The following is a 24774-nucleotide window of genomic DNA, read 5'->3' as shown; positions in this document are numbered from 1 at the left end:
GCCCGGTCAGGAGGCCCAGCCCACCACGACCGCGCGGACGTGGGTGCCCGACGCGTAGGTCAGGAACGACACGTTCCCGGTGCTCGTGAGCGGCATCAGGACGAGCTCGTGCGAGGCCCGGCCGGCGGTGAACGCGACGGCAGGGACCGAGCCCGAGCCGGAGACCGTGAGGGTGCCGGACGCCGCCCCGCCGGTGGCGGTCACGGACAGCAGGACGGCCCGGGCGCCGACCGGCACCCCCGCCTTCCCGACGACCTTGACGACGCGCGAGACGCCCGCGGGCAGCGCACCGGTGATCCCGAGGTCCTGCGCCGAGTCGACGACGGTGATCGGCTGGGCCAGCATCCGGGTGCGGGCACCACCGGTGGTGGACGCCGAGGCGAACCACCCCTGGAGCTTCACCGAGACCGCCACGGGCGAGGCCGACGCGTTCTTGAGCACGAGGCGCCCGTCGGTCGTCGGAACGATCATCGGCGCGGATCGCTGCAGCGCGGTCGACACCCGCACCTGGCCCACGACGTACGACGAGGCGGGGCTGTACACGTTCACGACGCCGGAGGACCCCGACTTCGCCGTGACCACCGTGACCGCCAGGCCGCGCAGGTCGCTGCCGGGCACCCCGCCGAGGCCGGAGAGGTCGATCGTGCGCGTCTCCCCCGGCTCGAGCGGCGCCTGGGTGCCGTCCACGACCGTCGTCGGGCTGACGAGTCGGGTCGGTCCGCTGGCCGACACGGCAGCGGCCGTCGCCCCGGCGACGGTGGGCGAGAGCGGCGGGGCCCACGCCACGACCTCGACCCGGGCCTCGGTCGTGCCGCGGTCGAGCGAGAGCCGCACCGTGCCGTCGGCTGCGACGGGGACGACGACGGTGGAGCTGAACGAGCCGGTGCTCAGCGCGGTCACGGCGGGGACCGGCGAGTGCGCCGAGGTGGCGCGGACGCGGAGGGTGGGCAGGGGCGCGCTCGAGCCCCAGGCGGTCACGCGCAGCGCCACGGTGGCGACGCCGGTGTCCGGCACGCCTCCGGCACCGGCGACGTCGAGCACGAGGCTGCGGGTGTCGCCGGACCAGCGCGGGGCGCCGAGGCGGCACGGCGAGTCGAGACCGGTGCCCGTCCGAGTGTCGAGCACCCGCACCGGGGTGACCGGCACGAGGTCGCCGCCGGCGACCGGCGCGCCCGGCTCAGGGCCCCAGCCCGACCGGCAGGTCTCGTTGACGGGCGTGCCGCTCCAGAACGAGGTGAGCGCCATGGCGCCCTCCCACGTCAGCGAGATGTGCACGTGGCTGCGGTGGCACTCATTGTCGTACGCCGTCCCGGCCTTGCTGGCCGCGTAGCAGCCCCGGAGCTCGTCCCAGCCGCGGCCGATGTCGTAGCCGCGCCACATCTGGTTGTTCCAGCCGATGTACATCACGCCGAGCCGGCGGGCCATCGCGGCCTCGTTGCCGTACTTGTCGGTGGCGAGCAGCCAGGTGAGGAAGGCAGTGGCCTTCGCCTTCTGGACGCTGTTGCGCGCATTCACCATCCAGTCGAGGGCGCGCCCCTCCTTGTGCTCGCTGATCCCGCCCTGGCCGCAGTCCCGCGGGATGCCGACCGTGTAGCTGCCGTAGGTGGCCTGCAGCAGCGCCTTCAGCTTGGTGGCACCCGGCTTGGCCGTGGGCGAGCAGATGCTCTGCTCCTGGTAGTCCGCGGTCGTGTCGATGGCGGAGGTGAAGACGGGGGTCGCGGGCCTCGGCGCGGCCGCGGGCGTCACGACGGCGGCGGAGCTGGGCGCGAGACCGGCGGGGGCGAGCGCGAGGACGAGGCCCGCCACGGCAGCGCCGACCGCCGCCCGGGCCGCACGCGGGCGCGCGGCGGCAGATCGAGTCCTCATACCGAGGTCATCGGCCACCCCGGCGGGCGACTTTCGTCCTGCCGCCTACGATGACCGGGCAGTTGACCCGTACGGCGGAATCGCACGGGCTGCTCGGGGCGTTGTCCCCGGAAGCCGGACGCCGGGGCCGCCGGGCGACGGCCCCCACGAGGAGGAACCGTGCTCGACGACACCGAGGTGTCCCGCGTCCTGGTCGTCACCGCCCACCCGGACGACGTCGACTTCGGCGCCTCCGGCACGATCGCCGGCTGGGTGGATGCGGGGGTCGAGGTCACCTACTGCGTCATCACCGACGGCGACGCCGGCGGCTTCGACCCGGCCGTCCCCCGCTCGGAGATCCCGCGGATCCGCCGCGCCGAGCAGGTGGCTGCCGCGGCCGCCACGGGCGTGACCGACGTCCGGTTCCTCGGCTACCGCGACGGCGAGCTGACGGTCACGCACGGCCTGCGCCGCGACATCTCACGTGTCATCCGGCAGGTTCGTCCGCAGCGCATGCTCATCCAGACCCCGGAGCGGAACTGGGAGCGGATCCCGGCGTCGCACCCCGACCACATGGCCGCGGGCGAGGCCGCGATCCAGGCCGTCTACCCGGACGCGCGCAACCCGTTCGCGCACCCGTCGCTGCTCGACGACGAGGGCCTCGACGCCTGGTCGGTGCAGGAGGTCTGGGTGATGGGCCACCCGACGCGGACGCACTACGTCGACGTCACGGACACCTTCGCGCGCAAGATCGAGGCGCTGCGCGCGCACGAGTCGCAGACCGCCCACATGCCCGACCTCGAGGGCTTCGTGCGCGGGTGGGGCGCCGGCCTCGCCGCCGAGGCCGGATTCCCCGACGGTCGCCTCGCCGAGGGGTTCTTCATCTCCGTGATGCCGGGCTAGTGCCGGCACTAGGAGCGGGTCAGACGCGGTCGCCCTCGAACATGCTGGTGACCGAGCCGTCGGTGAAGACCTCCTGGATCGCGCGCGCGATCAGGGGCGCGACCGGCAGCACGAGGAGCTTGTCGAACCTGCGCTCCTCGGGGATCGGCAGCGTGTCGGTCACGATGACCTGACGCACGCGGCTGTTCTCGAACCGCTCCTTGGCAGGACCCGACAGGATCGCGTGCGTCGCCGCGACGATCACGTCCTTGGCACCGTTCTCGAAGAGCTGCTCGGCCGCCTTCACGATCGTGCCGCCGGTGTCGATCATGTCGTCGATGACGACGCAGATGCGGCCCTCGACGTCGCCGACGACCTCGAAGACCTTCGCCTCGTTGGGCACGTCCGGATCGCGACGCTTGTGGATGATCGCCAGCGGTGCGCCGAGCAGGTCGGTCCAGCGCTCGGCCACGCGCACGCGCCCGGCATCCGGCGACACGACGGTGATCTCGTTCCGGTCGATGTGCTGGGCGACGTACTTCACCAGCAGCGGCAGCGCGAAGAGGTGGTCGACGGGGCCGTCGAAGAAGCCCTGGATCTGCGCGGTGTGCAGGTCGACGGCCATGAGGCGGTCGGCGCCCGCGGTGCGGAACAGGTCGGCGATGAGGCGGGCCGAGATCGGCTCGCGGCCGCGGTGCTTCTTGTCCTGGCGCGCGTAGCCGTAGAACGGCATGACCACGGTGATGCGCTTGGCCGAGGCGCGCTTGAGCGCGTCGACCATGAGCAGCTGCTCCATGATCCACTTGTTGATCGGCTCGGTGTGGCTCTGCAGCACGAACGCGTCGCAGCCTCGCACCGACTCCTCGAAGCGCACGAAGATCTCGCCGTTGGCGAAGTCGTACGCCTGCGTGTCGACGAGCTCGACGCCGAGCTCCTTCGCCACGTGCTCGGAGAGCTCGGGGTGCGAGCGGCCCCCGATGAGGACGAGCCGCTTCTGGCTGGTCTGGACGATGCCGGTCACTGGGCCTGCTCCTCGTGCGTGCTGTCACCGGGGTCGGCGGTCGCCGTCCCGGAAGCGTGGTGGGCCTTGGCGGCAGCAGCCGCCTCAGCAGCGGGGCTGCCCGGGCGTCGCCGCTCGACCCAGCCCTCGATGTTGCGCTGGCGGGCGCGCGCCACGGCCATGGCGCCCGGCGGCACGGCGTCGGTGACGACCGAGCCGGCCGCCGTGTAGGCGCCGTCCCCGACCGTCACGGGCGCGATGAGCATGGAGTCGCTGCCCACGCGCACGTGGTCGCCGATCACCGTGCGGTGCTTGTCGATGCCGTCGTAGTTCACCGTGATCGTGCCGGCGCCCAGGTTGGAGCCGACGCCGATCTCCGCATCGCCGACGTACGACAGGTGCGGCACCTTGGAGCCCTCGCCGATGACGGCGTTCTTGGCCTCGACGTAGGCGCCGAGCTTGGCCTTCGGGCCGAGCACGGTGCCAGGCCGGACGAACGTGAACGGGCCGACCGTGGCGCCCGCGCCGATGTCGGCGGACGTGACCTGGCTGCGCAGGACGCTCGCGCCCTCGCCGACGACGACGTCGATGAGCGTGGTGTCGGGGCCGACGACGGCGCCGCGCGCGATGGTGGTGCGGCCGTGCAGGCCGGTGTTGCGCTCGACCACGCAGTCGGGCGCGAGGACGACGTCGGAGTCGATCCAGGTGGTGGCGGGGTCGACGATCGTGACGCCCGCCCGCATCCAGCCGGTGTTGGTGCGGTCGCGGAGCAGGGCGCGTGCCTCGGCCAGCTGCACGCGGTCGTTGACGCCGAGGGTCTCGTTCGCGTCGTCCGCCGTCACCGCCGCGACGACGAGCCCGGACGCGACGTGCAGCCCGAGCACGTCGGTGAGGTACTCCTCGCCCTGCACGTTGTCGGTCGTGAGGCGGCCGAGCGCGTCGCGGAGGGCTGCGGCGTCGAACGCGTACACGCCGCTGTTGACCTCGCGCACCGCGCGCTGGGAGTCGTCGGCGTCCTTGTGCTCGACGATCGCGGTCACGGAGTCGCCGTCGCGCAGCACGCGGCCGTAGCCCGTGGGGTCGTCGAGCACGGCGGTGAGGACGGTCGACGACGCACCTGCCGCGGCGTGCGTGTCGACGAGGGACTGCAGGGTGGCGGTCGTGAGCAGGGGGGTGTCGCCGGCGACGACCAGCACCGGGCCGGAGCCGTCGAGCGCGACGCCCGTCGCCTCGAGGCCCTCCAGCGCGACCCGGACGGCGTGCCCGGTGCCGTTCTGCTGCTCCTGGACGACGGCGACGGCCGACGGCGCGATCGAGGCGAGGTGCTCGGTGACGCGCTCGCGTCCGTGGCCCACGACGACGACCAGGTGCTCGGGGTCGAGGCCGGCCACGGCGGCGAGGACGTGCCCGAGGAGGCTGCGCCCGGCGATCTCGTGGAGGACCTTCGGCGTCGTCGACACCATGCGCGTTCCCTCACCAGCGGCGAGGACGACCACGGCGGACGGTCGTGGGCTGCTCACGAGGGCGTCACTGCTCTCCAGGTGGCGGGCGAGGCGGGATCACCCTACCCCGCGCCCGGACCCGGTCGGAGCCCGACCGGCCACCTCGCGGAACCCCCGCGCCGGAAGCCGTCCACCCGCCGTTCCCGCGCCTGTCACTGGGCTCCCGGGGCAGGAATCGAACCTGCGTCGTACCCGCATTCAAAGTGCGGTCGCCCCTGCCAGCAGAGCAACCCGGGAAGGTCTCGCACGCCCAGGGTAGAGCGCCTCCCAGGGTGTGCTGCGAGGGCGACGCGGCGTCCGGTCGACGGTTCAGGCCGCCGGAGCGGCAGGATGAGGCCGTGACCGTGGACCCGAACGTGCCGGACGCCGCCGAAGCCGACCCCGCCCCTGTACGCCGGGAGCGCACCGAGCGCGTGCGCATGAGCGGCCGCGAGCGGCGCGAGCAGCTCATCGACGTGGGTCGCAAGCTGTTCGCCGCCAAGGGGTTCGAGGTCGTCACGATCGAGGAGATCGCCGCGAAGGCCGGCGTCTCCAAGCCGGTCGTCTACGAGCACTTCGGCAGCAAGGACGGCCTGTACGCCGTCATCGTCGACCGCGAGATGAACGCGCTCATGGGCATGGTGAGCGACTCGCTCACCGGGTCGAGCGGCGGCGCGCGCGACCTGCTCGAGAAGGCCGGCCGGGCGCTGTTCGACTACATCGAGACGCACAACGAGGGATTCCGCATCCTCGTGCGCGACTCGCCCGTCTCCCAGAGCACGGGGAACTTCGCCTCGCTGCTGCGCGACGTCGCCAGCCAGGTCGAGGCCCGCCTCGCCCGCGAGTTCGAGCGCCAGGGCTTCCCGGCCAAGCTCGCGCCGATGTACGCCAACATGCTCGTCGGCATGGTCGCGCTCACCGGTCAGTGGTGGCTCGACGTCCGCAAGCCCAAGAAGGAGGAGGTCGTCGCCCACGTGGTGAACCTCGCCTGGAACGGGCTGGCGGGCCTGGAGAAGAAGCCCACGCTCAAGGCCACGAAGAAGGCCTGACCTGAGCACGCCGGCGCTCGTCACCGAGCGGCTCGACCTCGAGCCGCTGCGGGTCGAGCATGCAGCCGAGATGGTCGACGTCCTGTCCGACCCCTCCCTGTACGTCGTCACCGGCGGCGAGCCTCCGACCGTGGCCCAGCTCGAGGCCCGCTATGCGCGGCAGGTGCTCGGCCGCTCGGACGACGGGCAGGAGACCTGGCACAACTGGGTCGCCCGGGAGCGTGCCGGCGGATCGGCCGTCGGCTTCCTGCAGGCGACGGTGACGGCGTCTGCCTCCGCGGTGGTCGCCGAGCTCGCCTGGGTGGTCGGCACGCCGTGGCAGGGTCACGGCTATGCCAGCGAGGCCGCCGCGGCGCTCGTGACGGCCATGACCGAGGCCGGCGCGGTCGAGGTGATCGCGCACATCGCGCCCGGGCACACGGCGTCGGAGCGGGTCGCCGCGCGCATCGGGCTGCGTCCCACGGACGTGGTGCACGACGGCGAGACGCGCTGGTCGTCGCTTGGCTGATCCCCAGGTATCTCGACGTCGAGAGACCGGGCGTAGAGTCCGACCGTGAGCACCGACCCCCGCGACGAGGTGGACGCGCTCGTCGAGGCCTGGCGCCGCGAGCGCCCCGACCTCGACGTCGCCCCGCTGGAGGTGCTGTCGCGCGTCTCGCGCCTCGCCCGCCACCTCGACCTCGCCCGGCGTCAGGCCTTCGAGACGCACGACCTCGAGCCGTGGGAGTTCGACGTCCTGGCAGCGTTGCGCCGCGAGGGGCCGCCGTACGCGCTCTCCCCCGGACGGCTGCTGCAGGTCACCCTCGTCACGAGCGGCACGATGACCAACCGCATCGACCGGCTCGAGGCCAAGGGCCTCGTCGAGCGCGTGCCCGACCCCACCGACGGCCGCAGCGTCCGGGTGCTGCTCACCGACGGCGGTCGCACGCGGGTGGACGACGCCCTCACCGACCTGCTGGCCCACGAGCGCGCCATCCTCGCCGCCCTCACCGTCACCGAGCGGGAGCGCCTCGCCACCGTGCTCCGCAGCCTCACCCTGCCCTTCGACACGGCGAACACCCCGCCCACCTGATCGCCGCCCCGGGCCTTCCCTGCGCCAGAACCACCCCGGCCTGGGCCCCAGGACGGGCGTCGGCGGCCGACCTGCATCGGGCCCGGCGTCGGAGCAGGATCTCCCGTGGGGGTTGGCGACCCCACAGACAGTGGTGGCGATCGCCCCCGACGGGGAAGTGATCCTTATGAAGCGCGCACTCATCGGGCTCGCCGTGGCCGCCGTGGCCGTGCTGAGCCTCGCACCTCCCGCCGCATCGGCGGCCCCACCGCCCGTCAGCCGCCCGCTGACCGGCACCGTCGTGACCCAGGACCTCCCGCCCGAAGCACCGACCGGCTGCCCCGCTGGCGCAGTCTGGCGCTACACCGCGTCCGGCACCGCGTACCTGTCGAACCTGGGCCGCTCGCAGTTCACGATCAGCCACTGCAGCTACCTGACCGGCCCGACCACCGGCACGTTCGACCACGGCACGATCGTGATCATCGCGGCGAACGGGGACCAGCTGTACATGGCGGAGTCGGGCACGTTCTACCTCTACGTCGATGAGTCCGGCGGACTCATCAGCGTCCCGACCGTCGACTGGACGATCACCGGCGGCACGGGTCGGTTCCTGCACGCCACCGGCTCGGGCCAGCTGCTGGCCCGGAGCTCGGACCTCCAGTCGCCTCCCACGACGACGAGCGGGACCTTCTCGCAGGGCGAGATCACCTACGTCGCATCCGACCGCAGGTCGTAGTCCGATGCGCCTCCGGGCAGCCGGGCCACCGGTCCGGCTGCCCCGCGCTGCCCCGCTCAGCCAGCGACGGCTGCGGCGACGCGCTTGGCCTCGAGACCCATCTCGCGCAGCATCCCCGACGGCGACACGAACTGGCCGACGAACCACAGGCCCGGCAGCGCGGTGGGGCCGCCGCTCACGATCGGTCGACCGTCGTCGCCGCAGACCGCGCGCCACTCGGGCAGCAGGTCCTCGAGGGCCGGGCGGTAGCCGGTCGCGAGCACGACGGCGTCGACGTCGACCTGGGCGCCGTCGTCGAACACGACGCCGGACGCCGTGAACCGCTCGATGTCGCCGTGCACGGCGATGCGGCCCGCCTTGATGTGGTCCATCGTGCCGATGTCGAGCAGCGGGATGTGCTTGTCGTTCTTGATCTGCGTGTTGGGGCCGTACGGCAGCTTCCTCAGGCCCACCTTCGTGATGTCGCCGACCGTGAGCCGCACGAGCGGTGCGGCGAGGGCGTCGGCGAGGCCGGTCGGCAGCACGCGCATCGCGATCCCCATCTTCAGGACGGGGATGCCGAGCAGGTCGCGCGGCAGCACGTTGACCTGCGAGCGCACCGACAGGTGCGCGGCGACGCCGTGCTCGACGAGGTCGATCGCCTGCTCGCACGCGGAGTTGCCGAACCCGACGACGAGCACCGATCCCCCGCGCCACGGCTCGCCGTTGCGGTACTCGCTCGAGTGCAGGACGGCGCCTCCGAACGACTCGAGGCCGGGCCAGCTCGGCCGCACGGGCACGCGCGTGGCTCCGGTCGCCACCACCACGTGGTCGGCGTGCCACGTGGTGTCCTGCGTCGTCACGGTCCAGCCGGAGCCGGCGCGCTCGATGCTCGACACCGTCTGCCCGAAGCGCGGCTCGATCCCGTGCTCCGCGGCGTACGTCTCGAGGTACTCCACCACCTGCTCGCGTGCGGGGTAGCGCGGCCAGCCGCGCGGCATCGGCGTGCCCGGCAGCGTGGACGCCGACTTGGGCGTGTGCAGGTGCAGCCGGTCGTAGTGGTGGCGCCACGCGGTGCCCACGACGTCGGTCGCCTCGAGGACCTCGAACGGGACGCCCGTGTCCTTCAGGCACGCGGCCGTGGCGAGGCCGGCGGCCGACCCGCCGATGACGAGGACCTTCGTGGAGTTCTGCACCGCGACAGGCTAGGCCTGCTGCTCGAGATCGGCGGCGATCTCGAGCCACCGCTCCTCGAGCGTCTCGCGCTCGGCCACCACGCCGCGCAGCTCGGCGTCGAGCGCCAGCACCTTCTCGTGGTCGGTGGAGGTCGCGGCATCGGAGAGGAGCGCGTGCAGCCGGTCCTCCTCCTTGCCCAGCTTCTCCGTGCGGCGCTCGATGCGCGTGAGCTCCTTGCGCAGCTCGCGCGCCTCGCCCGCCGACCGCTTCGGCGCGCTGTCGGCCGCGACGGTCGCGGAGGCCGCAACCGTGCCGCCGGACGACGTGATCCGTGCGCGGCGCTCGAGGTACTCGTCGACGCCGTTGGGCAGCATGCGGATCGCGCCGTCGCCGAGCAGCGCGTAGACGACGTCGGTGGTGCGCTCGAGGAAGTAGCGGTCGTGGCTGACGACGACGAGCGTGCCGGGCCAGGTGTCGAGCAGGTCCTCGAGCACGGTCAGCATCTCGACGTCCAGGTCGTTGGTCGGCTCGTCGAGCAGCAGCACGTTCGGGCCGCCCACGAGCAGCCGCAGCAGCTGCAAGCGGCGCAGCTCGCCGCCTGACAGGTCGCCGAGGCGGGTGAAGAGCTTGTCGCCGCTGAAGCCGAAGCCCTCGAGCATGCTGCGGGCGGTCACCGCCCGCGCGGCACCGCCGGCGGCCATGCGCGACTGCCAGGCAGCGCTCGATGCGTCGCGGCCGCCGACCTCGACGTACTGCGCCTGCCGCTCGACCGACTCCAGCACGCGGTCGGCCGGGTCGATCTCGGCGAGCGCCTGGGTGAGCGTCGCGACCTGCACGGTGAGGCCGACGCGCACAGTGCCGGCACGGACGTCGGGGGCGTGCTCGGTGTCGAGCACGCCGTCGTGCGCAGCCGCGAGCAGCCGCAGGAGCGTGGTCTTGCCGACGCCGTTGGGACCGAGCAGCCCGATACGGTCGCCGGGGCCGAGCCGCCAGGTCTGCCCGGTGACGACCGGCGGCGCACCCGCTGCGGGTGCGACCGTGACGTCCTCGAGGTCGTACACCTGCTTGCCGAGCCGCGCGGTCGCGAACTTCTCCAGCGCCAGGCGGTCGCGCGGCGGCGGCTCGTCGGCGATGAGCTCGTTCGCGGCGTCGATGCGGAACTTCGGCTTGCTGGTGCGCGCGGGTGCGCCGCGGCGCAGCCACGCCAGCTCCTTGCGCAGCAGGTTCTGCCGGCGCTCCTCGCTGGACGCCGCCTGCCGCGACCGCTCGGCGCGGGCGAGGACGAACGCCGCGTATCCGCCGTCGTACCGGTGCACCGCGCCGTCGACGACCTCCCACGTCTCGGTGGCCACCTCGTCGAGGAACCAGCGGTCGTGCGTGACGGCGACGAGCGCGCCACGACGCGGGGCGAGGTGGTGCGCGAGCCACGACACCGCCTCGACGTCGAGGTGGTTGGTGGGCTCGTCGAGCACGAGGAGGTCGGGGTCGTCGATGAGCAGACGGGCGAGGGCCGCACGGCGGCGCTCGCCGCCGGACATCGTGCCGATGACGGCGTCCAGGCCGCCCTCGTACGCGTCCGCGTTCACGCCGCCGAGCAGGCCGCCCATGACGTCGCGGACGCGGGAGTCCCCCGCCCACTCGTGCTCGGCGCGGTCGCCGACGACGACGTCGCGCAGGGTGGCGGTGGGGTCGAGGTCGTCGCCCTGGGTGAGCAGGCCGATCGTCACGCTGCCGAGGCGGATCACGCGGCCCGAGTCGACGTCCTCGAGGCCGGTGAGGACGCGCACGAGCGTGGTCTTGCCGCCGCCGTTGCGCCCGACGACGCCGATGCGTGCGCCCTCGGTGACGCCGACGGTGACGCCGTCGAGCAGCGTGCGCGTGCCGAGGGCCTTGCCGACGTCCTCGAGCGCCACGTAGGTGGGCGGCGGCATCAGCCTGCTGCCCGCTGGTCGACGACCTTCGCCCCGGCGACCGGGCCGACCGCCCGTCGCACCGTGCGGCAGACGCCGGACGCCGTGAACGCGACGGCGAGGTCGAGCGCGTGCTCGTCGTCGCGCGCCAGGAACGCGCAGGTCGGTCCGCTGCCGGAGACGACGCCGCCGAGGGCGCCGTACTCCTCGCCGATCGAGAGCACCTGGGCGAGCAGGGGTCGCAGCGACACCGCGCCGGTCTGCAGGTCGTTGCGCAGCGCCTTGCCGAGGGCGACGGGGTCGCCTGCGCGCAGCGCCGACATCAGCTCGGCCGGCACCTCGGGCTCGGGCACCGGCTGACCGGCGCGCAGCCGGTCGGTCTCGCGGTAGACGGCGGGCGTCGACAGGCCCTCCTCGGCGAGGACGAAGACCCAGTGGAAGGTGCCGCGGACCATGGCGGTGGTCAGCTCGGTGCCGCGGTCGCGGCCCACCGCCGTACCGCCGTGGATCGAGAACGGGACGTCGCTGCCGAGCTCGGCGCCCACGTCCATCAGGGTCTCGCGGCCGAGGCCCAGGCCGAAGAGCGCGTCGACCGCGACGAGGGCTGCGGCGGCATCGGCGCTTCCGCCGGCCATGCCGCCGGCCACCGGGATCCCCTTGCGGATGGCGAGCGAGACGTCGTGCGACCCGCCGTACGGCACGAGCGCCTCGACCGCGCGCCACGCGAGGTTGGTGCCATCGAGCGGCACCTCGGACGCGCCTTCGCCCGCGACATGCAGCTGGATGCCCGACCCCGTGGGCAGCGGCGTCGCGACGAGGTCGTCGTACAGGCCGACCGCGTGGAAGACCGTGGCGAGCCCGTGGAAGCCGTCCTCGCGCAGCGGACCGACGCCGAGGGCGAGGTTGACCTTCGCCGGGGCGCGGACCGTCACAGAAGCGAGCACGCTCCGACCCTATGTGCTGGCGGGCAGAAGCGAGTTACTGCCCGAAGCGGGGTGATGGGCGGCTCCATCACCCCGCTTCGGGCAGCTACTCGCGGCCCTGGGCGGCGGCGATGGCGGCGAAGGCGGCGACGTCGAGCTGCTCGCCGCGCTCGCTCGGGTCGATACCGGCGGCGCGCAGGATCTCCTCGGCCGCGGCGGGCGAGCCGGCCCACTGACCGAGCGCGGCACGCAGGGTCTTGCGGCGCTGGGCGAAGGCGGCGTCGACGACGGCGAACACCTCGGCGCGGGTCGCCGTGGTCTCCGGGGGCGATGTACGGGTGATCGCGACGAGGCCGCTGTCGACGTTCGGCGCGGGCCAGAAGACCGTGCGGCCGACCTTGCCGACCAGCGCGACGTCGCCGTACCAGCGAGCCTTCACGCTGGGCACGCCGTAGACCTTCGAGCCCGGGCCGGCGGCGAGCCGGTCGGCCACCTCGAGCTGCACCATCACGAGCACGCGACGGATGCTCGGGAAGTGCTCGAGCAGGTGCAGGATCACCGGCACCGAGACGTTGTACGGCAGGTTCGCGACGAGCGCCGTCGGGGCCGGGCCGTCGAGCGAGCGCACCTGCAGCGCGTCGGCGTGCACGACCTCGAGCCGGTCGAGCAGGTCCGGGCGGCGCGCCTCCACGGTCGTGGCGAGGGCAGGGGCGAGCACATCGTCGATCTCGATCGCGACCACGCGCGCCACCTCGGGCAGCAGCGCGAGCGTGAGCGACCCGAGCCCGGGGCCGACCTCGATCACCACGTCGTCGGGGCCGACCTCCGCCGTGCGCACGATGCGCCGCACGGTGTTGCCGTCGATGACGAAGTTCTGGCCCTTCTGCTTCGTCGGCCTCACCCCGAGCCGGTCGGCGAGCAGCCGGATCTCCGTCGCGCCGAGCAGGCCGTCGTGGCCGTCGGGCGTCACCACGGGCCGAACACCCGCTGGGCGTTGTCCCACAGCGCCTGGGCGAGCACGTCCTCGTCGTGACCGCCGGCCTCGGCCATCGCGCGCACCGTGTGCGGCACGAGGTAGGAGGCGTTCGGACGGCCGCGGTACGGCGTCGGCGTGAGGTACGGCGCGTCCGTCTCCACCAGCAGGTTCGCGAGCGGTGCCACCGCGGCGGCCTCGCGCAGGACCTTGGCGTTCTTGAACGTCACGGTGCCCGCGAACGACAGGAACCACCCGCGCTCGGTGCAGTAGCGCGCCATCTCGGCGTCGCCCGAGTAGCAGTGGAAGACGACGTGCTCAGGGGCGCCCTCGGACTCGAGCACGCGGATCACGTCGTCGTGCGCGTCGCGGTCGTGGATCACGACCGGTTTGCCGAGCCGCTTGGCGAGGTCGATGTGCCGGCGGAACGACTCCTCCTGCGTGGCACGGCCCTCCTCGCCCGTGCGGAAGAAGTCGAGACCGGTCTCCCCCACCGCCCGCACGCGCGGATCGGCGGCGAGCGACTCGATCTCGGCCCAGCCCTCCTCGAGCGCCGCCCTACCGGACGCCGCCTCGATCCGCGGCGCCTCGTTGGGGTGCAGGGCGACGGTGGCGACGAGGTGCTCGTGCTCGTGGGCGGCGACGACGGACCAGCGCGCGCTCGGCAGGTCGCAGCCCACCTGCACCACGCGCGTGACGCCGACCGACGCCGCTCGGGCCAGAGCCTCGCCGACGCCGAGCCACTCGGCCCCGGCGTCGCCGTCGTGGATGTCGATGTGGCAGTGCGTGTCGATCACCGGCGTGCGCAGCGGCTCGGGGAGCGGCGGACGCTCGAGGTCGCGCGAGTGCCCGGTCTCCTGCTGCGCCGCGCGCTGGCGGACAGGCTCGTCTGTGGCAGCCATGGCGAGGAGCGCCGACCTCAGTCGGCGGTCTCCTCCAGGCGCGGGAACAGGATCGCGCCCTTGGTGATCGTGGTGCCGACGGGCAGCTGCCCCCAGCGGCCGGCGTCGGTCACGACCTGCGCGCCGATCGGGCCGAGGGAGGCCTCCGCGCCGATCTGCTCCCACAGCGACGCCGTGGCCTTCGGCATCACGGCGTGGTGCAGCACCGCGATCGCCCGCAGCGACTCGCAGATCGTGTAGAGCACGGTCGAGAGCCGCTCGTCGTTGGCCGGGTCCTTGGCGAGCGCCCACGGCGCCTGCTCGGTCACGTAGAGGTTCACCGCGTCGACGAACGACTTCATCGCGCCGAGGCCGCCCGCGAAGTCCAGGCGCAGCATGCACTCGTCGGCGGTCGCGACGGTCGCGACGAGCAGCGCCTGCAGCGTCTCCTCGGCCTCGCCGTACGCCGTCGGCTCGGGCAGCAGGCCGTCGCGGTACTTCGCCACCATCGCGGGGGCGCGCGAGGCGAGGTTGCCCAGGCCGTTCGCGAGCTCGGACGTGTAGCGGGCGCTCATGTCCTCCCACGAGAACGAGCCGTCGCTGCCGAACTGGATCGCGCGCAGGAAGTAGTAGCGGAAAGCGTCCGAGCCGAAGTGGTCGACGATCTGGCTCGGCGCGATGCCGGTGAGCTTGCTCTTGCTCATCTTCTCGCCGCCGACGAGCAGCCAGCCGTGCGCGAACACCTGGCCCGGCAGCGCCAGGCCCGCGGCCATCAGCATCGCCGGCCAGATGACGGCGTGGAACCGCAGGATGTCCTTGCCCACGAGATGCACGTCGGCCGGCCAGGTGGCGGCGAACTGCTCGGCGCCCGGGGTGCCCGGCTCGTCGCCGAGGCCGACGGCGGTGGCGTAGTTGAGCAGGGCGTCGAACCACACGTAGACGACCTGGCTCGGGTCCCACGGCACCGGGATGCCCCAGTCGAAGGTCGAGCGCGAGATCGACAGGTCGGTGAGCCCGCCGCGCAGGAACGACGTGACCTCGTTGTGCGCCGACTGCGGCTGCACCGCGAGCGGGTTGGCCTCGTAGTGCGCGAGCAGCGCGTCGCCGTACGCCGAGAGCCGGAAGAACCAGTTGGTCTCGCTGACGGTCTCGACCGGCTTGCCGTGGATCGGGCACACCTTCTGGCCGGCGTACTCGCCCTCGCCGTCGAGCAGGTCGCCCGGCAGCTTGAACTCCTCGCAACCGACGCAGTAGGGGCCGTCGTACGAGCCCTCGTAGATCTCGCCCTTGTCCTTCAGGCCCTGCAGGAACTTCTGGACGCGCTCGGTGTGCCGGGTGGAGGTCGTGCGGATGAAGTCGTCGTTGACGGCGTCGATCGTCTCGAGCACGGGCAGCCAGGCGCTCTCGACGAGTCGGTCGGCCCACTCCTGCGGGGCGACGCCGTTGGCCTCGGCGGTGCGCATGACCTTCTGGCCGTGCTCGTCGACGCCGGTGAGGAACCAGACCTTCTCGCCGCGCTGGCGGTGCCAGCGGGTCAGGACGTCGCCCGCGGTCGTCGTGTAGGCGTGCCCGATGTGGGGCGCGTCGTTGACGTAGTAGATCGGCGTGGTCAGGTAGAACGCCTTCTCGGTTCCGGGCACCCGACGATCCTAGTTGCGCGGCGGCAGCCCCATCCCCCCGGATCCGGCCGCCGCGGCCTTCTTGGCGGCGACGACGGCGTCGTAGACGGCGCCGCGGTCGAGGCCGTACGCCGCTGCCACGGCCGCGAGCGCCGCCTTGCGGGGATCCGCACCGTCCGCGCCGGGCGCAGCCGGCACGGTGCCCGGCGCGGCGCCCTGGACCACGATCGTGATCTCGCCGCGCAGCCCGTCGGCGGCCCAGGCGGTGAGCTCGCCGAGCGTGCCCCGGCGTACCTCCTCGTAGGTCTTGGTGAGCTCGCGGCACACCGCCGCCGGGCGGTCGTCCCCGATCACCTCGGCCATGGCCGCAAGCGCCTCGCCCACGCGGTGCGGCGCCTCGAAGAAGACCAGCGTTCGGGGGTCGGCGGCCACCGCCGCGAGCGCGCGCCTGCGCTCCCCCGCCTTGCGCGGCAGGAAGCCCTCGAACGCGAACCGGTCCACGGGCAGGCCGGAGAGCGCGAGCGCCGTCAGGACCGCGCTGGGCCCGGGGGCGGCGGTCACACGGATCCCGGCCTCGACCGCCGCGGCCACGAGCCGGTAGCCCGGATCGCTCACGCTGGGCATCCCCGCGTCGGTCACGAGCAGCACGGTCCGGCCGCCCTCGAGGGCGGCGACGAGCTCGGGCAGCCGCTGCCGCTCGACGGCGTCGTAGTACGACACGACCCGGCCGCCGATCGTCACGCCCAGGTCGTCGGCGAGGCGCCGCAGGCGCCGGGTGTCCTCGGCCGCGACCACGTCGGCGGTTGCGATCAGGTCACGGAGGCGACCGGAGGCGTCGTCCGCGCGTCCGATGGGCGTGGCAGCCAGCACGAGGAGACCGGAGGACGCCGTGCCGTCGCCGGAGGATCCGGTGTCGTTCGGGGCAGCGTCCACGAGCATCAGCCTGCCACCTCCTTATGCTGTCGGGGTGACGGCGACCATCGAGGCGGAGCGCGCCCCGGCACCGGGGCCCCCGCCCTCGGGCGACCAGCGGCTGTCGCCCCTCGCCGACCGCCTCTCCCCCGCGATGCCGGCCGACCGCGCGACGTCCTGGTGGGTCACGCTCGCGATCACCGCACTCGCCGGCGTCCTGCGCTTCTGGGACCTCGGCCGTCCGCACGCCGTGGTGTTCGACGAGACGTACTACATGAAGGACGCGCTCTCGCTGCTGCGCTACGGCACCGAGCGGCAGTTCGTCGACGACGCGAACGACCTGATCCTCGCCAGCGACGGCAACTGGCGCACGATCGACGTCTTCAAGGACAGCGCGGCGTACGTCGTGCACCCGCCGGTCGGCAAGTGGACGATCGCGATCGGCGAGTACGCGTTCGGGCTCACGCCGTTCGGCTGGCGCTTCATGATGGCGCTGCTCGGCACGCTGCTTGTGCTGCTCGTCGTCCGCATCACGCGGCGGCTCACCCGTTCCACCCTCATCGCCGCCGCCGCCGGGCTCTTCGTCGCGATCGACGGGATGTCGATCGCGCTGTCGCGCACGGCACTGCTCGACAACACCCTCGCGTTCTGGGTCGTCGTCGCATTCGGCTGCATCCTCATGGACCGCGAACGAACGCGCAGACGCCTCGCGGACCGCGTCCGCGCGTTCGCCGACGACCACGACGCGATCATGTCCCTGCGTCAGGGCTACGGCCCGAGCAGCGGCTGGCGCCCGTGGCGCTGGGCCGCGGGCTTCGCGCTCGGCATGGCGTGCGCCACCAAGTGGTCGGGCGTCTGGTTCGTGGTCGCGTTCGGGCTCTGCACGGTGGCGTGGGAGTACGGCACCCGTCGCCTCGTGGGCACCAACGCCGGCGACGCCGTGATCGGCGCGTTCCTCGACGGGCTGCGCGCCTTCGTCGCGATCGTCGGCACCGTCGTCGTGGTGTACGTCGTGTCGTGGACCGGCTGGATCCTCAGCGACGACGGGTTCTACCGCGACTGGGCGTCGAAGAACCCGGCGTCCGGCGTCTGGGCCCTCCTGCCCGACTGGGCCAGGTCGCTCTGGTACTACCACGGCCAGGCGCTGAGCTTCCATCAGGGACTGTCGTCGCCGCACTCGTACCAGAGCAACGCGTGGAGCTGGCTGCTGCAGACCCGGCCGACCAGCTTCTTCTACGAGGGCACGCCCGACATCCCGGCCGGCACGTGCGGGGCCGACAAGTGCGCCGCCGAGGTGCTCGCGCTCGGCAACCCGATCATCTGGTGGGCGGGCGCGGCCGCCCTCGTGCACCAGGCCTGGCGCTGGGCCGCCCGTCGCGACTGGCGCTCGGGCTACGTCGTGCTCGCGCTGCTCGCCGCCTGGGCGCCGTGGCTGGGCTTCCAGGGCCGCACGATCTTCACGTTCTACAGCGTCGTGATGGCGCCGTTCGTGTGCATCGCCCTCGCGATGACCCTCGGCACGATCCTCGGCCCCGCCGACGCCGAGCCGCGTCGTCGCACCATCGGTGCGAGCGTCGTCGGGTCGGTCGTCCTGCTGGCGGTGGCAGCGGCGTGGTTCTTCTACCCGATCTGGAGCGCGCAGATCATGCCGTACGACGCCTGGCACCTGCGGATGTGGTTCGACACCTGGGTCTAGCCCGATTCGGTAGTGGTATCTCGCGGCAGAGGCCGACTTACCACTACCGAGTCGGCCATGGTCAGAGGCCGAGCAGGCGGCAGATCGCTACCGTGACCTGGTCCGGCCGGCTCACGACCCAGGTGGTGTAGGTCCCCAGAGGGCCGACGAAGGTATCGACGTGTTGCGCGTCCGCTACGTCGTTCTCGATGTCACCGACGCGGAGGTCTGCCGCCGGTTCCGGGTCGAACAGTTCGGGCTGGTGGAGAAGGCGCGCACCGAGGTCGACGACTTCTCCATCGTCCAGGTCGGCTTCGCCGACCAGCCCTTCGCCTCGAGCGTGTCCCGCTCGAGATGATGGCCGACAACCCGTACGGCCTCGATCTGGCCACCCCGTCCATCGCGCTGCAGACCGATGACCTGGAAGCAGCTCGAGCGCTGCTGCTCGAGCGCGGCGTCACGGCGATGGGCATCGGCGAGCACAGCGGCGTGAGGGACTTCGCGTTCAGCCACCGGAGGGTCGCTGAATAGCCGTGACGGGCTGACGACGACAGCGGCTCGGGTGCGCCACGCCTCAGGCGAAGAGGTCGCTGCCCTCGTTACCGGTGGGGTCAGCCCTCAGGAGCCCTTCGTGCAGGCCGTCGATCGGTCATCCAGTCGCGGGGTCCACAAGCTCGCACCCATCACCCCCAGGATCCCCCTCCGGGTCGCCAGGCTCATCGAGCGTGATCATCATCGCGAACACGACCTCGTCGGCGGCCGCGTTCACGGCGACCGCCCGTTCGTCCTGCAAGGCGTCCGCTTCCACAGGACGGCGGCCGCAGCGAGGTTCATCACGTCGTCCCTGCGCCAGGCATGCACCTGATCCCAGGTCAGCCTGAGCAACTCGCCCTTGACCTCGTCACCCTTGCCCAGGCACGCGCTGGCGCCGGGTCGGCTCACGTGAAGCGAGCGATAGCGGCATATCGCGCACACCCGGCCTGCACATGCGCAGGAAACCTGTGTGTGCCCCTCCACCAGCGGCCTGCTCTCGACGCCTCGCCCATCGGGGACATGCGCAGGGCAGGACCGGGGCTGTGCCCGCTGTCGCGTCAGTTGGATGCCGTCGCTGTCTGCTTGAGCTGGAAGGCGAGGTCGCCCCTGACGTCGTTGTCCGTTCCGCCCGTCATGGGGACGAGCACCGAGACCACTGTCGAGGTCTTGGGCCAGACCAGCAAGATCGACGTGTACTGGGTGTAGTTGCCGGCGTGGCCCCACAGCGGGTCGCCGTTGTCGCTGTCGATCATCGTTCCGAAGCCGTAGCTGTTGTCTCCGCCCATGGGGTTCGGAGTGGTCATGGTCTTCACGAGGCTGTTGTCGATGACGTACCCGCCATAGAGCAGGTATCCCCAACGCGCCAGGCTCGGTGCGTCCGCGGCCATCCCGGCTCCCGCGCAGCTGCTGGTCGCCGCGGCAGCGGACGGCAGGTATCCGCTGGTGGCATCGACGACGGGGTTCGTCGTGTCATCGACCGGCATCGCCAGCGGTGCCGACGGCTTCTCGGGCTTGTCACCGGTCTGGGTCCAGACCCGAGTCACGCCGGCAGGCACGAGCAGGTCCGTGCGGATGGCATCCGCGAGCGGCTTGCTCGTGACCTTCTCGATCACCATGCCGAGGACGTAGTAGTTCAGACCGTTGTAGGCGGCCGCCCCGCCCAGCGAGCCCTTGCGTGCCGCCTTGGGGTCCACGAGCGCGACGACATCGGTGCACTTCCACTCCTTCGTCAGATCAGCACTCACCTTCGGGCGAATGGTCGCTTCGGGGAGGTCCGGGAAGCCGCTGGTCATCGTGGCCAGTTGGCGGACGGTGGCGCCCTGGGCGTCGAACGGCAGAGACACGTAGTCGGTCACGGGGGCGTCGAGGTTGATCTTCCCCTGCGCGGAGAGGAGAAGGATCTCGGCGGCGGTGAACGTCTTCGTGGTGCTGGCGATGACCATCGCGGAGTCCGGGCTGAGGGTCTTCCCGGCACCGTCGACTCCAGCGGCTCCAGCCCACATGCCGTCGCGGGTTACGACGGAGGCGGTCACGCCGACGAGCTTCTTCTCGGCGATGTAGCTGGTGAGCTGGGCCTGCAACTGGTCGACCATGGCCTTGGGCAGGGCTGCGTTCGTCGGCTTGGGCCAGGACGGGCTCGAGGTCGTTGTCGGTGAGTTCGACACGGCGGGACTCGAGCTGCCCGAGGTCGAGCCGTCGGAGCCACCACAGCTGGCGAGCGTCAGCACGAAGGTGGCCGCCGCGGCCAGGATGGCGATGAACCTGCGCATGGTGCGCCTCCCGTCAACGGGGGCGGTGACCAGAGTCAACTGGGTGCCGGCCCTGTCTCCCGCCGCACCGCACATCCAGTTTCCAGCCGTGGGATCGACGGTGTCCCGCCGATCCGAAGGCTCGTCCTGATGCCGGTTCCTTCTCGCGTTGCCACCCGTGCCCGGACATGCCACAGGGACCGCTCCCTGCCGGGTGGTGCGGTCTCGGGGTGGTGCTGGTGGATCTCGCGTGCCGGCCCTTCTTCAGGGCTGGGTTCGTGGTGGGCTGGGGTCGGGTGGGTCGACGGTGAGCCAGGCCGGGCATCCCGGGTCGATGCCGGGGTTCTTCACGATGGTCCAGCCGCCCTCGTGCACCGAGTGGTGATGCTTCGCGCACAACAACGTGAGGTTGTCGAGGTCGGTGGCGCCGCCGTGCTCCCACTCGGTGATGTGGTGGGCCTCGCACCACCCGACCGCGATCCGGCAGCCGGGGAACGAGCAGTGCCGGTCCCGCAGGTCCAGCGCCCGGCGCAGCCTCGGCGGGACGGTGCGGTACCGGCGGCCCTCGTCCCAGACGTGGTGGCGGCGGCGCAGCAACCGCGCGGAGCCGGGGTGCAGCTCGCAGCCTGAGACGCCGTGGACGTGGCCGTGTCGTCCGTGGTGGGCGGGTCCGTGGCAGGGGACGCCGTCGTGGTGGTGCGCGTGCCGGTCGGGGACGGACCCGATGACGCCGATCTCGGTCACCGACGCGTCGCACAGCATCCGCTTCACCATCTCGGCGTTGACCAGCACCGGGGACGACATCCCGGGGACGGTCATCTCGCCCGGGAACCCCGCGTCGAGGTCGTCGACCGACGTGGTGATGGTGACGTGCGGGCGGACCCCGTGGGCGCGGCCGACCATGCCGTTGGTCAGCCACAGCTGCACGAGGTGGTTCAACGACAGGGCGTCCTGATGCGCGGCCGCGATCCGCCGCCGCCGCTCATCTGTGGCCGCGTCGCCGGTGGGCTGCTCGTCCGGGGTCAGGGATCCCGACCGGTACTTCGCGTCGCGCATCCGGTCCAGCAGCACCTTGAGCGCCGCGCCGTCCTCCAGGGTGAGGGCGCCCTTGATCACGAACTGGTCCCCGACCTGCGTCACGGTGAGGAACTGGCCCGCCATCGACTCCTCCTTGCGCCGGGCCGCGGACTCGGGATCGAGGATCTCCTTGAGCACCGCGGCAGCGCCCGCGACCTCCTCGACCGAGCCCTGCTCCGCGATGGGGAGGAGGTAGTCCTCGCAGAACGCCCGCCACGGCACCCGGTCCTGGTCGGTCTTGTCCGCGATCGCCGCCTCCGACCCGCGCACCAGGGCAGCGGCCAGGTCCGGGGTGACCCGGCCCGCGACCAGCGCGACCCGCGTCGCGGCATAGGACCGCAGCGTGCGGGCGCCGGAGACGACGCTGCCGGCCTTGCCCGCTGCCATGCCGGTGCGCTGGGTCAGGAACGCCGTCGTCGACCCGAACCCCTGTGCCGCGAGAACCCCTGAGGCGTCCAGGCGGTCCACCGCGACGGTCCCCAGGGCGTGGGCGGCGTCGCGGACCGAGAACAGCTCCGCCGTCAGCTCCGGCAGACCCGCCAGACCGACACCCGCGACCGCACCCGAACCGGCCAGCGCCGACGCCTCGCTCAGCAGACCCCGCGCACCCGCGACCAGGCGCGCGAACTCCACCGCCGGATCGACGAAGGTGGCCTGGGACATGACCCCATCATGGCCACCACCTCCGACAATGCACCGACCACCGACAGGCGATATCCACAGCAACCACAACCGATTCCAGCCGCACGCCGACTTGGTAGTGGGAACTCGCGCCCCGCTGCGACTTCCCACTACCAAATCGGCGGGGGTCTCGGGCTGGGGGTCCGAGCGCGTCCCCAGCGACGCGATCCGGCCCCCGACGGGCGCACGGCCGGGGAGGGTCAGAGGCCGAGCAGGCTGCGCAGGTGGCGTGGCGGCGGCGATCCGTGCGCGAGCACGGCGTCGTGCACCTGCCGGTCGGTCCAGCCCGGGTTGGCCGCATTCAGGTCGGCCACGAGGTCGGCCACCGCGGTCCAGCCCACGTAGTACGTCGACAGCTGGGTCGAGGTGAGCAGCGCGCGGCGCCACTTGCCCGCGGCCTCGCCCTCCTCCTGGTGACCGCGCACCTGCATGAGCCGCATCGCCTCGTCCTCGGTCATGCCGCGGGTGTGGACGCGCACGTCGAGGATCGCGTTGATCGTCATGCGCAGCTGCATCTTCAGCTGCTGCAGCCGGATCGCGAGGGCACCCCTCTCGCCGTGGCCGGCGTCGTACCCGCGCTCGGCCATGAGCTGCTCGGCGTACACCGCCCAGCCCTCGACGAACGTGCCGCTCATGAACGTGGTGCGCACGCGGCTCGGAGTGCTGCAGCGGCGCGAGTGCGCGAGCTGCAGCACGTGGCCCGGCATGGCCTCGTGGACGGTGAGGTTGTGCAGCATGCTCGCGTTGTACTCGCGGTAGAACGAGGCGACCCGGGCGCCGTCCCAGCCCGTCGGCGTCGGGGCCACGGCGAAGAACGTCGGGAGCGCGCGCGGCTCGAGCGGGCCCGGCGCGTCGCAGTACGCGACGGCCACGCCCCGGTGGATCTCGGGCATCTCGACGATCTCGACCGCGTCGTCGTGCACCGTCACCAGGTCGTGCTCGCGCACGAACGCGGTCGTGGTGCCGAGCGCCGCGACGCACAGCGGCAGCACGGTCGTGTCGTCGACCGGGCCCTCGGCCGCGACGGCGTCGAGCGCGCGGCGCACGAGCGCGCCCGCGTCGTCCGGCGGCGGCGCGGGCTCACCGAGGTACTCGGCAGCCGCCCGCGCGATCTCGCCCTCGATCCGCACGAGGTCGGTCTCCGCGCGGTGCAGGACGTCGTCGGGCGTGAGGTCGGCGTCGAGCGTGGCCCAGAGCTTGGCGGCGTACTTCTCCGGCCCGAGCCGCGGGTCGCGCGCGGCCACCCCGGACTCGAGCCGGTCGCGGAGCCACCCGAGGTGGGCCTCGAGCGCGCCGGCCGCGGCGTCGCGCACGGGCTCGACCAGTGACCGCAGACCGGGAGCCGAGGCGAGCGCGTCCTCGAGCGGGCCGCGCAGCAGCCCGAGCGTGCCCTCGAACTGCCCGAGCGCGGTCTCCACGTGGACCTGCGGCATCTCGCCCAGGACGTCGCGCGCCACCGCCAGGTGCTCCGGCACGGCGCCGAGCCGACCGGCCACCGACTCGAGCCGCTCCTCCACCGGCGCGAAGTCGCGCGACAGCAGCAGGTGCAGCGCCGACCCGGGGTTGGCCACGAGCGGGTTCCAGGTGCTCTCGCGGATCGTCTCGAGGCTCAGCTTCTCGGCGGCGAGGCGGGCGCGCAGGATCTCGAGGTCGACGGCGGCCGCCTGGCCGAGCGCGAGGTCGTCGATCTGGTCGACGCCTGCCAGGTCCTCGTCGATGCGGGCCAGCGTCTCGCCGACGCCGTCTTCGCTGAGGTCGGCCAGCCGGTCGTCGAAGCGGTGGTCGCCGAGGGCGGTCGCGGTCTCGGGGCTGCGCGCGAGCAGCCCGTCGATGACGTGGTCGGCCAGCGCGGCGAACGTCTGCTCGACGTCACCGGATCGGTCCCCGAGCTCCCAGTCGGTCATGCCCCGACCGTAGCCGCGATCGCGCAGCCGCGGGGCCGCGGCGTCAGGCGTGCGGGCCCTCGGCGGCGCGGACGCGGGCCCGGTAGCCGCGCGTGGCCTCGCGCAGCGCCTGCTCGGCGTCCACACCGTCGGCGCGGGCCTGCGCCACGAGCGCCAGCAGCAGGTCGCCGTACGCCGCCTCCGCGGTCGGGCGCCCGGCGGACAGCGAGGCCACCGCCGAGGCGGCAGCAGCGGCTGCATCAGGCTCGGCAGGGACCACCGGGACCTGCTTCGCCCGCGACATCAGCTTGGCGGCGAGCACGAGTGCGGGCAGCGCCTGCGGCACGCCGTCGGTGACCGACTCGCGACCCTTCTCAGCAGCCTTCAGCGCCGCCCAGTTGGCCTCGACCTCGGCCGCGGTGGACGCGTCGACGTCGGCGAACACGTGCGGGTGGCGCGACACGAGCTTGTCGACGATGCCTGCCGCGACGTCGTCGATCGACCACGGCGCGGCGTGCTCCTCGGCGATGCGTGCGTGGAACACCACCTGGAGCAGGAGGTCGCCGAGCTCCTCGCGGAGCGCGGCGTCGTCCGAGGTCTCGATCGCCTCGACCGTCTCGTAGGCCTCCTCGACCAGGTACTCGACGAGGGAGTGGTGGGTCTGCTCGGCGTCCCACGGGCAGCCGCCCGGAGAGCGCAGCCGGTCCATGACCGCGACGAGGTCGAGCAGCCGCTCCCCCGGGCGGGAGCCCACAGCAG

Annotated in this window: 23 protein-coding genes and 1 tRNA gene; 9 read left to right on the top strand and 15 right to left on the bottom strand. The window is 72.7% G+C overall.

Annotation, left to right across the window (positions count from 1 at the left end; genetic code table 11):
* Positions 1-6 precede the first annotated feature (6 nt).
* Positions 7-1866 (bottom strand): hypothetical protein, encoded by a 1860-nt coding sequence (locus ACFQGU_RS02720; RefSeq protein WP_386763809.1) that lies wholly within the window; start codon positions 1864-1866, stop codon positions 7-9.
* Between the two features lie 159 nt (positions 1867-2025).
* On the opposite strand from ACFQGU_RS02720, the gene ACFQGU_RS02715 reads away from it, so the two are divergent.
* Complete coding sequence (locus ACFQGU_RS02715; protein ID WP_386763808.1) at positions 2026-2748, top strand: PIG-L deacetylase family protein; 723 nt, start codon at positions 2026-2028, stop codon at positions 2746-2748.
* Between the two features lie 19 nt (positions 2749-2767).
* Here ACFQGU_RS02715 and ACFQGU_RS02710 read toward each other — a convergent pair whose 3' ends face one another.
* The 3 genes from ACFQGU_RS02710 to ACFQGU_RS02700 all read right to left on the bottom strand — a co-directional run bounded on the left by ACFQGU_RS02710 (position 2768) and on the right by ACFQGU_RS02700 (position 5466).
* A complete protein-coding gene (locus ACFQGU_RS02710; RefSeq protein WP_386763807.1) occupies positions 2768-3748 on the bottom strand; it encodes a ribose-phosphate diphosphokinase in 981 nt (326 codons plus the stop codon).
* A complete protein-coding gene (gene glmU, locus ACFQGU_RS02705) occupies positions 3745-5247 on the bottom strand; it encodes a bifunctional UDP-N-acetylglucosamine diphosphorylase/glucosamine-1-phosphate N-acetyltransferase GlmU (RefSeq protein ID WP_386763806.1) in 1503 nt (500 codons plus the stop codon). Before glmU ends, ACFQGU_RS02710 begins: the two co-directional genes overlap by 4 nt.
* Before the next feature lie 142 nt (positions 5248-5389).
* Positions 5390-5466: transfer RNA gene (locus ACFQGU_RS02700), tRNA-Gln, on the bottom strand.
* Positions 5467-5648: 182 nt separating this feature from the next.
* On the opposite strand from ACFQGU_RS02700, the gene ACFQGU_RS02695 reads away from it, so the two are divergent.
* From ACFQGU_RS02695 to ACFQGU_RS02680, 4 genes are all read left to right on the top strand, one after another.
* Positions 5649-6257, top strand: a complete 609-nt coding sequence (locus ACFQGU_RS02695; RefSeq protein WP_386763952.1) for a TetR/AcrR family transcriptional regulator — start codon at positions 5649-5651, stop codon at positions 6255-6257.
* Position 6258: 1 nt separating this feature from the next.
* Positions 6259-6765 carry a GNAT family N-acetyltransferase gene (locus tag ACFQGU_RS02690; RefSeq protein ID WP_386763951.1) on the top strand — a complete coding sequence of 169 codons (507 nt, stop codon included), beginning with the start codon at positions 6259-6261 and terminating at the stop codon, positions 6763-6765.
* Between the two features lie 45 nt (positions 6766-6810).
* Positions 6811-7329 carry a MarR family winged helix-turn-helix transcriptional regulator gene (locus tag ACFQGU_RS02685; RefSeq protein WP_386763805.1) on the top strand — a complete coding sequence of 173 codons (519 nt, stop codon included), beginning with the start codon at positions 6811-6813 and terminating at the stop codon, positions 7327-7329.
* 166 nt (positions 7330-7495) lie between these two features.
* Positions 7496-8044 carry a hypothetical protein gene (locus ACFQGU_RS02680; protein ID WP_386763804.1) on the top strand — a complete coding sequence of 183 codons (549 nt, stop codon included), beginning with the start codon at positions 7496-7498 and terminating at the stop codon, positions 8042-8044.
* A 56-nt stretch (positions 8045-8100) separates the two neighbouring features.
* Here ACFQGU_RS02680 and ACFQGU_RS02675 read toward each other — a convergent pair whose 3' ends face one another.
* The 7 genes from ACFQGU_RS02675 to rsmI form a co-directional block, all read right to left on the bottom strand.
* Entirely contained in the window at positions 8101-9219 is a 1119-nt protein-coding gene (locus ACFQGU_RS02675) for a flavin-containing monooxygenase (protein WP_386763803.1), read from the bottom strand.
* A 9-nt stretch (positions 9220-9228) separates the two neighbouring features.
* On the bottom strand, positions 9229-11130 hold the full coding sequence (locus ACFQGU_RS02670) for an ABC-F family ATP-binding cassette domain-containing protein (RefSeq protein WP_386763802.1): 1902 nt from the start codon (positions 11128-11130) through the stop codon (positions 9229-9231).
* Positions 11130-12053, bottom strand: a complete 924-nt coding sequence (locus ACFQGU_RS02665; RefSeq protein WP_386763801.1) for a 4-(cytidine 5'-diphospho)-2-C-methyl-D-erythritol kinase — start codon at positions 12051-12053, stop codon at positions 11130-11132. Before ACFQGU_RS02665 ends, ACFQGU_RS02670 begins: the two co-directional genes overlap by 1 nt.
* An 85-nt stretch (positions 12054-12138) precedes the next feature.
* Positions 12139-13005: a 16S rRNA (adenine(1518)-N(6)/adenine(1519)-N(6))-dimethyltransferase RsmA gene (rsmA, locus tag ACFQGU_RS02660; protein ID WP_386763800.1), complete on the bottom strand. Its 867-nt coding sequence runs from the start codon at positions 13003-13005 to the stop codon at positions 12139-12141.
* Positions 12999-13907, bottom strand: a complete 909-nt coding sequence (locus ACFQGU_RS02655) for a TatD family hydrolase (protein ID WP_386763799.1) — start codon at positions 13905-13907, stop codon at positions 12999-13001. The genes rsmA and ACFQGU_RS02655 overlap by 7 nt, the downstream gene beginning before the upstream one ends.
* A gap of 17 nt (positions 13908-13924) precedes the next feature.
* Positions 13925-15526 (bottom strand): methionine--tRNA ligase, encoded by a 1602-nt coding sequence (metG, locus tag ACFQGU_RS02650; RefSeq protein ID WP_386763798.1) that lies wholly within the window; start codon positions 15524-15526, stop codon positions 13925-13927.
* Between the two features lie 9 nt (positions 15527-15535).
* A complete protein-coding gene (gene rsmI, locus ACFQGU_RS02645; protein ID WP_386763797.1) occupies positions 15536-16444 on the bottom strand; it encodes a 16S rRNA (cytidine(1402)-2'-O)-methyltransferase in 909 nt (302 codons plus the stop codon).
* Positions 16445-16472: 28 nt separating this feature from the next.
* Here rsmI and ACFQGU_RS02640 point away from each other — a divergent pair, with 28 nt between their 5' ends.
* From ACFQGU_RS02640 to ACFQGU_RS02625, 4 genes are all read left to right on the top strand, one after another.
* Positions 16473-18113 (top strand): dolichyl-phosphate-mannose--protein mannosyltransferase, encoded by a 1641-nt coding sequence (locus ACFQGU_RS02640; RefSeq protein ID WP_386763796.1) that lies wholly within the window; start codon positions 16473-16475, stop codon positions 18111-18113.
* Between the two features lie 160 nt (positions 18114-18273).
* Positions 18274-18450, top strand: a complete 177-nt coding sequence (locus ACFQGU_RS02635) for a hypothetical protein (RefSeq protein ID WP_386763795.1) — start codon at positions 18274-18276, stop codon at positions 18448-18450.
* Positions 18447-18623, top strand: coding sequence for a hypothetical protein (locus tag ACFQGU_RS02630; protein ID WP_386763794.1), 177 nt, complete (start codon positions 18447-18449; stop codon positions 18621-18623). The genes ACFQGU_RS02635 and ACFQGU_RS02630 overlap by 4 nt, the downstream gene beginning before the upstream one ends.
* A 100-nt stretch (positions 18624-18723) precedes the next feature.
* A complete protein-coding gene (locus ACFQGU_RS02625) occupies positions 18724-18957 on the top strand; it encodes a hypothetical protein (protein ID WP_386763793.1) in 234 nt (77 codons plus the stop codon).
* A 226-nt stretch (positions 18958-19183) separates the two neighbouring features.
* Here the strand turns inward: ACFQGU_RS02625 and ACFQGU_RS02620 are convergent, their stop codons facing one another.
* The 4 genes from ACFQGU_RS02620 to mazG all read right to left on the bottom strand — a co-directional run bounded on the left by ACFQGU_RS02620 (position 19184) and on the right by mazG (position 24769).
* Positions 19184-20395 carry a serine hydrolase domain-containing protein gene (locus tag ACFQGU_RS02620; protein ID WP_386763792.1) on the bottom strand — a complete coding sequence of 404 codons (1212 nt, stop codon included), beginning with the start codon at positions 20393-20395 and terminating at the stop codon, positions 19184-19186.
* 243 nt (positions 20396-20638) lie between these two features.
* Positions 20639-22114 (bottom strand): HNH endonuclease signature motif containing protein, encoded by a 1476-nt coding sequence (locus ACFQGU_RS02615; RefSeq protein ID WP_386763791.1) that lies wholly within the window; start codon positions 22112-22114, stop codon positions 20639-20641.
* Positions 22115-22332: 218 nt separating this feature from the next.
* Complete coding sequence (locus ACFQGU_RS02610) at positions 22333-24036, bottom strand: DUF885 domain-containing protein (RefSeq protein ID WP_386763790.1); 1704 nt, start codon at positions 24034-24036, stop codon at positions 22333-22335.
* A 43-nt stretch (positions 24037-24079) separates the two neighbouring features.
* Positions 24080-24769: a nucleoside triphosphate pyrophosphohydrolase gene (mazG, locus tag ACFQGU_RS02605; protein WP_386763789.1), complete on the bottom strand. Its 690-nt coding sequence runs from the start codon at positions 24767-24769 to the stop codon at positions 24080-24082.
* Between the last annotated feature and the right edge of the window lie 5 nt (positions 24770-24774).

This window comes from Longivirga aurantiaca (assembly GCF_042660085.1).
Classification (GTDB): Bacteria; Actinomycetota; Actinomycetes; order S36-B12; family CAIYMF01; genus Longivirga; species Longivirga aurantiaca.
The sequence above is the reverse complement of the archived record's forward strand: the minus strand, read 5'-3'. Positions and strand labels throughout refer to the sequence as shown.